Consider the following 12,431-nt stretch of genomic DNA (forward strand, 5'->3'; position numbering starts at 1 on the left):
TCACGGGCCAAGTGCCGACCGAGCATCTTGGCGGCGCCGGGCATAGCAGAGCAACTGGGCCCAGGGCCGCTGCCCATCGCGAAATCAGGCAAAGCAGCAACTGCACGGCCACAGGCCCCCGCCTCTGCCATGCGATCTCTCGGCAAAGGCGTGAAAGCAGCCCTCGTTCGATGTTTCGACCACCGCATGAGCACGGGTGTGAACTCGTAGCTATAGGTAGATGCTCTTCAGGTATGCGCCGACGGTCATGCCACCGATTGGCAAGACTTGAGCGATTTGGTGTGTCACGTTCACTGCTGCCACCAAGCCGAGCATCTCGCATCATGCGCAGACAGAGGTTCTTCGGCCGCTTGGCATGAGTTACCCCGAAGGGCATCGAAACGTTACCGCTCACGCCAGGATTCTTTGAGCCTGCCGTTCGACGATGTGGAAAGCTATTTTGATCACTTTGATAGATAAAATAATTTGACGAAATCAGGAATTTAGCTAATATGATGGTTAATATGCGGGAATCTTCCCTTTCGACGGCAGCCCGCGGCACGACCATCGAAGTGCATGCGAACGGCCGATGGCAAGCCGCCGCTACGATCCAGGCGCTGGGAGAGGACCGCTGCCGTTTCGAGTACCTGCCTGAGTACGTTTTCAGCGAGCAGAATCCGCAGCCGGTCGCGTTGGGTCTGCCTGTGGGCATCGAAGCCGACCGATTCGTCGAGGGCCCTACAGGCCGTGAGCTGGATCGCCGCCCGCCGGCCTTTGTCTATGACTTGGTGCCACAAGGCAGAGGCCGCAGGTATCTGCTGGACAGGCTGGGTCTGGCAGACGCCGAAAACATGTTGCTGCCGCTCGTCATGAACGGTGCTTTCAATCCGATCGGTTGTCTGCGATTCGAAAGCGCAATGGAATTCTTCCGCGAGGAGGCCACACGCGGCGCTGATCCTGGCGCACAACGTGGCTTTTCCATGGAAGAGGTTCTGAACCACAGCGAGGAATTTCTCGAGCATCTGTCCCTGCATGCCATGCTTGCCGCAGGCACCACCGGCGTGCAGGGTGTCGCCCCGAAGTTCCTGCTGACGACCGACGAAGCCGGGCGCTGGTTCGCAGACATGGCACTGCCCGACGAACGCGCCACCACACACTGGTTGCTCAAGTTGCCCCGCGGAAGAAGCGAGGCAGACCGCACCGTCCTTCGCAATGAGGCCGGTTACCTTCGTCTCGCTGCTGCGTGTGGGTTGCGAATGTCGAGCACGCCGCAACTTCAAGGCGAGGTCCTGTTCGTACGCCGTTTCGATCGGGTCGTCGTCGACGGTCAAGTGCAACGACTGCACCAGGAAAGCCTCGCAAGCATCTGTGACTTGAGGGGTTTCGGTTTGCCCAAGAGCCAGCACTTCCTGCTCTCAGGCTTGCGCTCGGTCGTGTCAGACCCGTTCACGGAAACTGTGGAATTCATTCGACGCGACGTGCTGAATCTGGCCATGCGCAACACCGACAACCATGCACGCAACACAGCCGTGCAGCGCCTGGTCGACGGCACCGTTCGGCTAACACCCCTCTTCGACTTCGCCCCCATGTTCCTGGATCCGGAGGTCGTGGCGCGAGGCTGTCACTGGCGCGACGATGCTGGAAAACTTCAGCGCAACTGGAGCGAAGTCATAGAAACGCTTCAAGTGAGCGACCAGGAGAGAGAGCGCATCGCACATGCGCTCCATGCCTTCGCGCCCACTGTCGCGGCGCTGGCTGATACGGCCAGGGAATGCGGCGTGGAGCAGCCGGTCATCGAGGCATGCCGCGGCAGTATCGATGCGCAGGCATTGCAGCTGGATGCGTTGCGGGATCTTCTGCCCAAGACCCCACGGAGCAAGCTTCGTGGATAAGCGACGCAAAGCGCCGGATCTCTCACACGAGCGCAAGCTACGTCAGGAAATCTACGACGCCATGGCGGCGGGGCGAATGTCTGTGGGACAGGCCGTGGCTGCCATGCGGCGGATCAGCCGCCTGACCCAACCAGAATTCGCCAAACATCGAGGGCTCAGCGTACAGAGTCTTCGGCTCATCGAGAGCGACAAGACCAATCCGACCATAGACACGCTGGGGAAGATCGCGAGCATTTTCGGATTGCAGGTCGGCTTCGTGCCAAAGACTGGCTCCTGCGTTTCATGGCAAGAACTCGAACACGGTCTATCGAAATCGGCGCAAGCGGCACCACTGCCCTCCTCCATCGAACGTAGCGAATGAGCTCAAAGCTGCAGGTTCCCGTGAAGACTCGTCTGCGCGCTTTCTGCACACGTGCCGCTTGACCTTGGGGGGTAGCCGGCAAGTGTCCTCAGAAACCTTCAGCATGTAGAACGCACCGCTTTACCCGTCTAGCCTTTTTGTGGCCTCGGATCAGGCGCTTGCCGCACAGCTTGAGATTCACTGCTGCTGCACGGCCCAGCACACCAGCCGCAACTCGCCAAGCGGCAGCACCTCGTGCGACCCGTCTGCAAACTGCACCTGCGCTTTGTCGCCATCATGAGCCTTGATGCGCAAGGATCCCCGGCGCCCCTCGCGCTCCACCACCAGCATCGTTCGACCGCCGCTGGGAACAGCGAATGACTGGACCGGTGCCGAGCTCTTCTGCTGCACCGAAGTGCTTAGCGGGCTGACCTGCTCGGCCAACATCTGCTCGACCTCCGAGCGAATGGCGGGCATGCTGCGCTCGAATGCGGCCCAACGCCTCGGGCTTGCTCCGCCAGGCCCAGCTCTTGGGCCACGGCTTGTGCACTCTCCTGCCGGGTGCACAACGCGATTGCAGCTGACCGCTTCATCCCTTACGGCCGCGCTATCCGGTTGGATCGACCGACCCGGGATTTGGCGAGGGCGCGAGCGCCCGCTGATGTCCGTGTTCTACGAGAATCAACGGGCAACCTTGCCAGCTTGCGCATCGCCCTGCCCGCGGGGCGAAAATCGGGCATGCGGCTCGCGTTGAAACGAAGCCCCACCAATAAGGAACGCTGAGCCCATGAAACTCCATCTCGATGCACTTGCCCTGGCAGGCGCCCTGTCCCTCCTCAGCATCTGCCCGGATGCAACCGCACAGGTCGCCGTCAACATCAACGTACCCGGACTAGTCATCATGGCGCCGCCGGCGCCGCGCTATGAAGCGCCTCCAGCGCCGCGAGGCGGCTTTGTCTGGGTACCGGGACGGTGGACATGGAACGGTCAGGACTATGCCTGGCGCCCAGGTCGGTGGGTGAAGGCCCGCGCAGGTTACGACTACGCACCGGGTCGCTGGGTCGAGGATCGGGGAGGCTGGCGCTGGAGCGAAGGGAACTGGCGGCGGCGTGAAGGCTGGCGCGAAAGGCACGAACATCATGAGACGCACGAGCGCCGTCGCGACCGGGACGCTGATCGCCATCATGAACAAGGTCCGTATCACTGCCCACCAGGACAAGCTAAGAAGGGCCGTTGTTGAGCAAGGCCTGTGAGCGCAATGCCGACAGCATGCCTGCCGATGCCGAGTGGAGCACCGCGCCGCGGCATCGACGAGCCGGCAGATATCGCGGGCGGAGAACGCATGCAGAGAGCACGAACGCTCAGCAACCTCTTCAGAGCCTGCAGACTGAAGAGCGGACTGGAGATTTGACATCCGACTCGCTTTCTCGGATTGCGCCTGCGAGCACGCCGTCCGCCTGGCCTCAACGTTGTGTTGGTCGCGGCGACGTTCCCCGGGCCCCTCGGGTCTCGCGCCCGAGGCTTCCGGATATCAGCCCTGGCTATTGCAGCGACCGCACGGGGGGCGCCTGACCTGCGCGCTTGTTTTTCCTTCACAGTCAAACTGCATATGTCACTCCTCTGGACCATCTTGATCGGCTTCGTCGCAGGCCTGGTTGCGCGTGCCCTCATACCTGGGCGTCAAGCCCTCGGCTTCGTTTGGACCACCGTCTTGGGCATCGCCGGCGCCTTGCTGGCTACCTATTTGGGCCGCGCCCTGGGGTGGTACGAGGTGGGCGCTGGGGCAGGCTTCCTGGCATCCGTCGTCGGTGCGGTGATCGTATTGGCCATCTACGGCGCCGTTCGCAAGCGCTCCTGAACGAGAACGCTGAGCGCAGCGGGCGCACAGGCAGGGCAGGGCAGGGCAGGCAGGCTTGAAACACCCGGCGCCCTGGCTTGTCGATCGAAACAAAACATGTCGAGACATCGCCGAAACATTCGATGCCAACGTAAAGGTGCTCGGCGATTAAGAGGACGGCGGCTCGGCGCCTGCAAGCGACAGGCCATCTGCTGGCAACGCGTGGATTGCCTGTGCACTCAAGCTGGTGGCGCCCCTTCGCTGACGACGCTTCATTGCTCGTTGCGTGCCCAAGGCTCGCAAACCTTCTGAGGGACGCGACCGCTCGGGGATCGAGCGCTGCCGGCCCCAGGAAAATTGCTTACTTCGGGCGGCGCCGGCGGGAATGCCAATCAGCCGCTGCGATGCGATCACTACTCCTGCGCGGCCCAGCACACCAAACGCAGCTCACTCAGTGGCAGCGCCGCATGACTCCCGTCGGCAAAACGCACCTCACCCTTGTCGGCGTCGTGGGCCTTGATGCGCAATGTCCCCCGGCGCCCGCCGTGTTCGACCACCAGCACCGTCCGGCCCGCACTGCGCGTCGCTGTCGCCCGGGCAACAGAGCGCTCGGCCTTCTCCGTCGGGGCAGGTCCAGGCGCTTCCTGCGTGGCCAGCATCGCTTCAACCTCCGCGCGGGTGGTCGGTGAGTCCCGCTCAAACGCGGCCGCCACCGTCTCTGGCGCGCGGCGCCATGCTGTCACAAGTCGGTAGAGGCCACGAAGGTCAAGGCCGATGCGCCCTTCGTCGATCGCTAGCCTGAGCGGTGGCGGCATATCGTTCAGCGCGGCCGCCTCCGTGACGAAAGACCGGGATTTGGCCAGCCTGCGAGCGATGTCCGCGCGCGACATTCCCTCGGCCTCGCGCAGTTGGACAAACAGCGCGAGGTCCAGTGGGGACATGTCCTCGCGATGCAGGTTCTCCACCGCCTGAGCGAAGGGGTCCGCTCGATCGTCCAGAAAGGCGGGCACCGTGATCAGGCCTGCCTGTCGAGCGGCACGCACGCGCCGCTCCCCCCGGTTGATCAGATAGCGTCCAGCTGCAGCCCGGTTCGCTCGCACGGACACCGGCTCGAGCACTCCGTGCACGCGAATAGATTCGCTCAGCTCGACCAGAGCCTGCTCGCCGACGCGACGACGCGGCTGGTCGGGATCGGGATCGATCAACGCGAGCGCGATCTCCAGGGGCGCTTGCAGCGCATTTGCAGTGCCAGCTGAATCGAGAAGCTCGGAAGCACGAAACTTGTGGAGCCCGCTGAGGTCGAGTGGCTTGATGTCCTTCATGATGGCATGCCCGAAGATGCCACGTCTTGCGCATCCATGCGACGCTGTAGCAGCTCGAAGACCTCCCTTACCTCCAAGCACGCGTCACGTGCTGAGCCCTTGGCCAGCGCCCAGACCGACACACCCTGCGACAACGCTTCCGGAATGGCCGAGCGCGTCGAGATGTGTGCGGGAACGATGTATTCGGCAAAGCTTTGGACGAGTTGCCGCATCGCTGCTTTTTGCCGCACGGAGTGAGGGTTGAAGCGATTGAGCACGATGCCGGCGAGGCGCAGCTGAGGGTTGTAGCGCTGCCGCACACCGAAGACCGTCTTGAGCATGTCGGTCACGCCATCGATGCTGTACTCCTCCAACTCGATCGGACACACCACATCGGTGGCGGCGATCAGTGAGGCGCTCATTCGCAAGCCGAGCGCGGGTGGCGTGTCGATGATCACCACATCAAAAAGCGAGCTCAGAGCCTCGACGTTCCGGCGAAACACCGGGATGGCAACTTCCGCCTTGGCGAGTTCAACGTCTGCAAGGTTCCTCGAGGCCGGCGCCAATGCAAGCCGGCCTTCTCCTGCGAGCTGGTCCTTCACCTCGGTCTCTCGCGCGAAAAGCCCGGCTGCGCCCACACCCTGGGCATATGCACGCAGCGTCTTGGAGGCGTTGCCTTGCGTGTCAAGGTCGATGAGGCACACGGATCTGTCGTGCTTCTCGCGTTGCCAAAACGCGTAAAGCACCGCGAGCGTGGTCTTTCCCACCCCGCCTTTCTGATTGCTGAATACCACCACCTTGCCCATGCCATCCCCTTGGTCGAAGGTTTGCTCGACGCGAGCGCGCAGGCACCGCAGCATGCAGCGCAGTTCGCCGGCCGAAAGGACCCGCGCGTCGACGCCGGTCGACGGCGTCGAGAACGCCTGCCGGCAAAGGTGCGCATTGGAGACCAGAGGAGCCCGGCCGATGACTACCCGAACTGATAGTGGCGCGGCGGTCCTCGCGCACTGACATTGCATCTGATGCAAATCTCCACCAACTTCTCGAACCCTCCTCCTGGGGTGCGGCACCCCATCAGGCGTTGCATGCGATGCAACGCGCGCATGGCGAAGGCATCTTCGGCACCACGCTTGACGGCATGGCCAGAAAGGCCCCAGGGAACGCGCCAAGGAACGCGCCAACGAAAGCGCCTGCAGACGTTCCCGGGAGCCCTGCTGAAGACGCTTCTGGGAGCGTTCCTCGCCGCACTGGCTTGCGTTCCCGCCAGCGCCGAGCCCCGCGTGCCGCCCGTCGTGCAAGCAACGCGCGACGGCGAGCGCGTCGCCATCCTCAGACAGGAGCTCCAGAACACCAAAGCGTCCATCGACGCCTTGACTCGCCGTCATGCGGCGCGTCTGAAGGCCGCGGATGCCGAAGGCGCGGCCGAAGTCGACACGGAGCGTGCACGCGCGTTCGGGGATCTGGTCGCGCTCGAGCGAGAGCTCGCAACGGCCTTACAAGAAAGCCCGGCGGCGCCGCGGCAGCGCAGCGCCGACAGTCCACGGTCGACGGACACGAAGCCCACCGCGCGCCGCTCGGATGCGGCAGCACCCACGCGCTGGTGGGATGTGTATCAGCAACGCATCGGCAGCGAGGACGCGTCGGCGCCACCGCCCGCGGGATCTCTTTCCCCTGTCCCGCCCAGCCTGAGAAACGAAGGAAGTGGCACATGAACTTCAACGCTCGTGATATCCATCGTCCGGCGATGCGCCATTCAAGAGCGCCAGCGCTTGCCCTGCGCGTCCTGCTCGCCGCCGCTCTGTGTGTACTGTGGCCTCTCATGGCGCATGCGGGCAGCCCGTTTGCAACCGGCGCCAACGCCGCGCAACAGCAGCTCGTTGCGATCCTGACACCCATTGCGGCCGTCGCGGTGATGGTCTCGGGTGCGATGGCCTGGTTCGGGCGGCTGAGCTGGTGGTGGCTGGTGGCGGTGGTGATCGGCACGGTGCTGGTATTCGGCGGCCCGCAGATCGTCTCGTGGATCCGAGGCCTCTTCGGCGTCTGAGGGGCGGCCATGCATCGCAACCACGGCATCACGGCGGACCCTCTTTTTGTCGGCATGACCCGGCCCTCCATGGTCTGGGGCGTGACCTACTCCGCCATGATGTTCAACATCGTCGTGACCATCGAGTCCTTCATCGTCACGAAGAACCTCGCCTGGCTGCTCGCCTTCGCCCCGATCCATGGCGTGCTCTACCTCGTATGCCTCTACGAGCCACGTTTCTTCGACCTGCTGCAGTTGTGGGGCCGCACGCGCTTGCCAGCGGCGCTCAACGGAAACCTACGCTTCTGGCGCGCCAACTCTTACAGCCCGCTCGCTCTGACCCTGCCCGGTGCCCGCGGCCGCCGCCGGGACCGACACGTGCAAGTGCTGATCGCCGTGGAGGGTGCGCTGTGCGATTGACCACCCGTTCTGAATCGACATTGCGCCGCGAAGCGAGCGCGGCCGCGATGATCCCCTTCTCCTCGCACGTCGATGCCCATGTGGTTCGCCTGCGCTCAGGAGACTATGTCCAGACCCTGCGCCTGGGGGGCGCAAGCTTCGAGAGCGCTGACGACGAGGACCTCAACAACTGGCATGAACGCCTGAACGTGCTGCTGCGCAACATCGCATCACCACATCTGGCGCTGTGGACCCACGTCGTACGCAGGCGAGAGACAGGCTACCCCGCCGGCCGCACCGTCCCCGGCTTTGCCGATGAGCTCGAGCAGCGTTACCGCCGCAAGATGGCCGAGGAGCGGCTCATGGTCAACGAGCTCTATCTGTCCATCGTCTACCGCCCCCAGTCCACCCGTGTCGGCAATGCGGCGCTGGCCTTCCTCAAGCGGTCGGACGCGCAGGGCGCCCTGGCAGAGCTCAAGGACTCCCTGGACACCTGCACCAAGCTGCGCCAGGAGCTGCTGGCCTCGCTGGAGCGCTACGACCCCGAGCCACTGGGCATCTACCGGCCGATGGGCACACAAAAACCGTTCTCCTCCTTGCTCGAGTTCTTCGCAATGCTGATCAATGGGGAGTGGCAGCGCATGCCGCTGCCACGATCGCCGCTCAACGAGGTGCTGGCCACATCGCGACCCTTCTTCGGCAACGAAGCCATGGAGTACCGCTCGGGGACGCAAAGCCGCATCGGTGCTTTCCTCGGCATCAAGGAGTACCCGACGCCCACGGCACCCGGCATGTTCAGCGGCCTCCTCACGGCCGACTTTCCGTTCATCCTCGCGCAGAGCTTCACATTCCTGGCCAAAGGCACCGCCGTGGACATGATGCGCCGGCAGCACAACCGCATGGCGGCGGCAGGCGATCTGGCCGTCTCGCAGGCTGACGAGCTCGCAGACGCGCTGGATGACCTGGTCAGCAACCGTTTCGTCGTCGGCGATCATCACTTCAGCCTGCATGTGCTCGCCGATGCCGAGGAAGGCGCGGGCACTGTCGAGGGCGTACCGCGGCTCAAGCAACTCAACGACCACATTGCGCGGGCCCGCTACCTGCTCGGCGACACCGGGATGGTTGTCGCGCGCGAGGACCTGGCACTCGAGGCGGCGTTCTGGGCGCAGTTGCCGGGCAACTTCGGCTACCGTACGCGCAAGGCGCCGATCACCAGCCGCAACTTCGCGGCCATGTCGCCCTTCCATAACTTCCCGACGGGTCGTGCGCGCGGAAACTTTTGGGGCGATGCGCTGGCGATGCTCACGACACGCGCAGGCTCGCCCTACTACTTCTCATTGCATGCGAGCGACCCGCGCAGCCCCGACGGCGGCAGCCGCCGCGACGTGGGCCATGTCACGGGCGTCGGGCCCGTTGGTACGGGCAAGACGACCTTTCTCGGGTTTTGCATCGTCGCGATCTGCAACCGTCTGGACGCCACCCAGATCATCTTCGACAAAGACGAGGGCCTCCACATCCTCGTGCGGGCATTGGGAGGCCAGTACCTTCCGTTGAAGAACGGCATTCCCACCGGCTGCAACCCGCTGCAGCTCGACGCAGGGGTACCCACGAACCTCGAGTTCCTGCGGCAATGGCTGCGCCGCCTCGTGATGCGCTCGCCTCACGAGCTCCTGAGCGTGCGACAGGAAGACGACCTGGATCAGGCCCTGCACGGGACGCTCGCACTCGCTCCGCCCTACCGACGCTTGTCGCGTCTGCTGGCTTTCCTGGACGTCACCGACCCAGAGGGAGTGCACGCGCGGCTGCGCAAGTGGTGTGTGTCGGAGCGCGGCGACTACGCGTGGGTGTTCGACAACGACCACGACGTCGTCGCGCCCCTGCTCGAGGCCCATGCGTTGGTCGGCTTCGACGTCACCGACTTTCTCGACAACGACGTGGTGCGCGCCCCGTTGACCATGTACCTCTTCCACCTCGTCAACCGCATGGTCGATGGCCGGCCACTGGTGTGCTGGATGGACGAATTCGCCAAGCTGCTGGACGACCCCGCATTTGCGAGCTTCGCGAAGAACGGCCTGGAGACATGGCGCAAGAAGAACGCGAACATCGTGACCTTCACGCAAAGCACGCACCATGTGCTGGGCTCGAGCATCGCGCGAGCCATCGTGGAGCAGACGCCCACCAAGATCCTCTTTCCCAACCCGGAGGCGAGCCACGCGGACTGCACCGAGGGTTTCAACCTCACCGAGCGTGAGTTCGCGCTGGTCAAGCAGGAACTCGTGCCCGGATCGCGCCAGTTCCTCATCAAGCAGAACCGCGACAGCGTCGTGGCCCAGTTGGACCTCAGGCATCTGGACGATGCGCTGGGCGTCATCTCGGGCCGTACCAGCAACGTCCGGCTCATGCAGGCGCTGATGAAGCGCCATGGCAACGCCCCCACTCAGTGGCTCACCCCTTTTCGCGAGGCGCTGCTGCAGCACGGCTCGCAACGACCGTCGTCCCAGGAGTTTCCACATGCCTAGAAAGCTGCTTCTCTTGCTCGTCACCTGCGCTGCGCTGCTCGCTCCACTGCAAGCGCGTGCGGGGATTCCCGTCATCGATTTCGCGGCCATCGCCAACCTGATCCAGCAGATCATGTACTGGCAACAGCAGATCTCCGCCATGCAAAAACAGTTCGACGAGCTCAAGGCCTCCAAGGAGCAGCTCAAGCAGACCTACGAGTCGATGAGCGGCTCGCGCGGCATGGAGCAGCTTCTTGCGACCTCCGATGCGGCGCGCAACTACTTGCCGAGCAGCTACGCCGATCTGAGGAAGTCGCTCGACACGCCTGTGCCAGGCTATGCAGGCCTGTCGGAGCAGGTGCGATCGATCGTGAGCGCCAACAGCGTGCTGTCGACGACGCAGATGGACGCGCTGAGCCCTGAGCTCAGGCAACTCGTCGAACAAGGTCGTCAATCTGCCGCCTTGCTGGACGGCATGACCCAAACGGCTTTTCAGAACACCAGCCAACGGTTCTCTGCACTGCAGCAACTGATCACCGCCATCGCGCGTGCCCGAGACCCCAAGGCCATTCAGGAGCTGCAAGCGCGAATCCAGGCGGAGCAGAACATGCTGACGAACGAGCAGACCAAGCTCCAGGCGCTCTACCAAGTGTCGCAGGCCGACGAGGCGAGGCTTCGCCAGCGAACCCGAGAGCGTGTGGTGTCCGGCCACGGTGAGTTTTCCAGGCGATTCACACCCACACCCTAGCCGCCCCAGCCGCCCCTGTCATCCCCTCGACGCATCGCCTCGGCGCGCCATCGCCGTGGGCATCGCCATGACGACTTCAGCATGACGCCGCTGGTTTTTCAAGCGGCGAGCGGGCTGGCTATCACCCGATGCGCTTGCAGCATGCGCACCGAGCTTGGCCACAAAACCCCACGGACGACGCCGGTCGGCGCATCCAGTGGTTGATATCGAAGTGGCGTCCCACGATTTTTGAACCTTCAGGAGCCAAGTCATGTTCTTTCGGCAGCTTTGGACGCAGCTCGTCTCTCAGCTCACTGAATTCGTGGGCGCGAAGTCCGCCGCGCTGGCGTCGGCGGTCGAGCCCGCGGTGATCACGTTGGCAACGCTCTACGTGATGATCTGGGGATACCTTTCGCTCACCGGCAAGATTCAGGAACCCATTCTGGAGGGGATCAAACGGATCTTCTTCATCGCGGTCATCCTCGGTGTGGCTTTGAGACTGTGGGCTTTCAATGAGCTCATCGTCGACACCTTCTTCAACGCCCCGACCCAACTTGCGGCAGCGATCGTCGGCGCCACCGATCCTGTCTCGACCATCGACACGATCTGGGAAAAGGGGGGAGAAGTCGCATTCAGCCTGTGGAGCAGGGGCGGTGTGCTCAATGGGGATGTGGGCTTCTACATCGCCGGCGCCGTCATCTACCTCATCATCGGCGCCGTCGCGGTCTACGCGCTCTTCCTCTTCGCCCTGTCGAAGATCGCGCTGTCCGTCGTGCTGGCGCTGGGCCCGATTTTCATCTCCCTGCTCTTCTTCGAAGCGACACGGCGCTTCTTCGAGGCATGGGTCGCCCAGCTTTCGAACTACGCGCTCGTCGCGGTGCTCGCGAGCATGGTCGCCTCGCTCATGCTGCAGGTCGTTGCGAACTACGCCGCTCAAACCGCGGAACGTGGCGCGGCGCTCACGACGGTGGATGCCATCAACATGGCCTTGATCGCCGCGGTGGTGCTGCTCGTGATGTGCCAGGTGATGCCGATCGCCGCCGGACTTGCCAGCGGCGTTGCGCTCAGCTCCTTCAGCGCTGTCGGTGGGCTCACCAAGTGGGCGCTCGGTGGCACCAGGCGCAGCGCGTACGAAGTCGGCCGCGGCGTGCTCGACGGCCTGCACGGCGAACGGGGCAGCCGATGGGACTCCTTCCGTCGCCTGGGAGGCAACCGGGTCGGATCGTCGATCGCTTCGCTGGCCGGCAGGGGCGCAAGCGCGCAGCGCCCCACCCTGCCCAGGGACCGAGTGATGAACCCCTCTTCCTCCCGGACTTGACCCTCTCTGATACCGACTTCATAGGAGTTCTCACGTGAGATTCATGGTCGCACTCTTGCTCACCCTCGCACTTGGCGGCTGCGGCACGCGAGCGCCCCGACCTCCGACCTGCGAAGG

13 protein-coding genes are annotated in these 12,431 nt (G+C 63.9%); 10 read left to right on the forward strand and 3 right to left on the reverse strand.

Features of this window, described 5'->3' with window-relative positions:
• The first annotated feature begins 491 nt into the window (after window positions 1-491).
• Both R0232_RS41935 and R0232_RS41940 read left to right on the forward strand, forming a co-directional pair.
• Window positions 492-1,871 carry a type II toxin-antitoxin system HipA family toxin gene (locus R0232_RS41935; protein ID WP_431513282.1) on the forward strand — a complete coding sequence of 460 codons (1,380 nt, stop codon included), beginning with the start codon at window positions 492-494 and terminating at the stop codon, window positions 1,869-1,871.
• Window positions 1,864-2,232: a helix-turn-helix domain-containing protein gene (locus tag R0232_RS41940; protein ID WP_431513283.1), complete on the forward strand. Its 369-nt coding sequence runs from the start codon at window positions 1,864-1,866 to the stop codon at window positions 2,230-2,232. The genes R0232_RS41935 and R0232_RS41940 overlap by 8 nt, the downstream gene beginning before the upstream one ends.
• A 177-nt stretch (window positions 2,233-2,409) precedes the next feature.
• Here the strand turns inward: R0232_RS41940 and R0232_RS41945 are convergent, their stop codons facing one another.
• Window positions 2,410-2,688, reverse strand: a complete 279-nt coding sequence (locus R0232_RS41945; protein ID WP_431513284.1) for a hypothetical protein — start codon at window positions 2,686-2,688, stop codon at window positions 2,410-2,412.
• A 310-nt stretch (window positions 2,689-2,998) separates the two neighbouring features.
• Between R0232_RS41945 and R0232_RS41950 the strand changes: the two genes are divergently transcribed.
• The gene (locus R0232_RS41950) at window positions 2,999-3,451 is read left to right on the forward strand and encodes a YXWGXW repeat-containing protein (RefSeq protein WP_431513285.1); all 453 of its coding nucleotides are present in this window, start codon (window positions 2,999-3,001) and stop codon (window positions 3,449-3,451) included.
• Between the two features lie 369 nt (window positions 3,452-3,820).
• On the forward strand, window positions 3,821-4,069 hold the full coding sequence (locus R0232_RS41955; protein ID WP_431513286.1) for a GlsB/YeaQ/YmgE family stress response membrane protein: 249 nt from the start codon (window positions 3,821-3,823) through the stop codon (window positions 4,067-4,069).
• Between the two features lie 392 nt (window positions 4,070-4,461).
• Here R0232_RS41955 and R0232_RS41960 read toward each other — a convergent pair whose 3' ends face one another.
• Complete coding sequence (locus R0232_RS41960; RefSeq protein ID WP_431513287.1) at window positions 4,462-5,370, reverse strand: ParB/RepB/Spo0J family partition protein; 909 nt, start codon at window positions 5,368-5,370, stop codon at window positions 4,462-4,464.
• A complete protein-coding gene (locus tag R0232_RS41965) occupies window positions 5,367-6,368 on the reverse strand; it encodes a ParA family protein (protein ID WP_431514660.1) in 1,002 nt (333 codons plus the stop codon). Before R0232_RS41965 ends, R0232_RS41960 begins: the two co-directional genes overlap by 4 nt.
• 84 nt (window positions 6,369-6,452) lie before the next feature.
• On the opposite strand from R0232_RS41965, the gene R0232_RS41970 reads away from it, so the two are divergent.
• From R0232_RS41970 to R0232_RS41995, 6 genes are all read left to right on the forward strand, one after another.
• Window positions 6,453-7,061, forward strand: a complete 609-nt coding sequence (locus tag R0232_RS41970; RefSeq protein ID WP_431513288.1) for a hypothetical protein — start codon at window positions 6,453-6,455, stop codon at window positions 7,059-7,061.
• A complete protein-coding gene (locus R0232_RS41975; RefSeq protein WP_431513289.1) occupies window positions 7,058-7,393 on the forward strand; it encodes a TrbC/VirB2 family protein in 336 nt (111 codons plus the stop codon). Before R0232_RS41970 ends, R0232_RS41975 begins: the two co-directional genes overlap by 4 nt.
• 9 nt (window positions 7,394-7,402) lie before the next feature.
• Complete coding sequence (locus R0232_RS41980; RefSeq protein WP_431513290.1) at window positions 7,403-7,792, forward strand: type IV secretion system protein VirB3; 390 nt, start codon at window positions 7,403-7,405, stop codon at window positions 7,790-7,792.
• Window positions 7,783-10,290 (forward strand): VirB4 family type IV secretion/conjugal transfer ATPase, encoded by a 2,508-nt coding sequence (locus R0232_RS41985; protein WP_431513291.1) that lies wholly within the window; start codon window positions 7,783-7,785, stop codon window positions 10,288-10,290. Before R0232_RS41980 ends, R0232_RS41985 begins: the two co-directional genes overlap by 10 nt.
• Window positions 10,283-11,017, forward strand: coding sequence for a type IV secretion system protein (locus tag R0232_RS41990; protein WP_208507271.1), 735 nt, complete (start codon window positions 10,283-10,285; stop codon window positions 11,015-11,017). The genes R0232_RS41985 and R0232_RS41990 overlap by 8 nt, the downstream gene beginning before the upstream one ends.
• A gap of 250 nt (window positions 11,018-11,267) precedes the next feature.
• Window positions 11,268-12,314, forward strand: a complete 1,047-nt coding sequence (locus R0232_RS41995; RefSeq protein WP_431513292.1) for a type IV secretion system protein — start codon at window positions 11,268-11,270, stop codon at window positions 12,312-12,314.
• The last annotated feature ends 117 nt before the right edge of the window (window positions 12,315-12,431 follow it).

The organism is Variovorax sp. DAIF25, from assembly GCF_050711835.1.
Lineage (GTDB): Bacteria > Pseudomonadota > Gammaproteobacteria > Burkholderiales > Burkholderiaceae_C > Variovorax.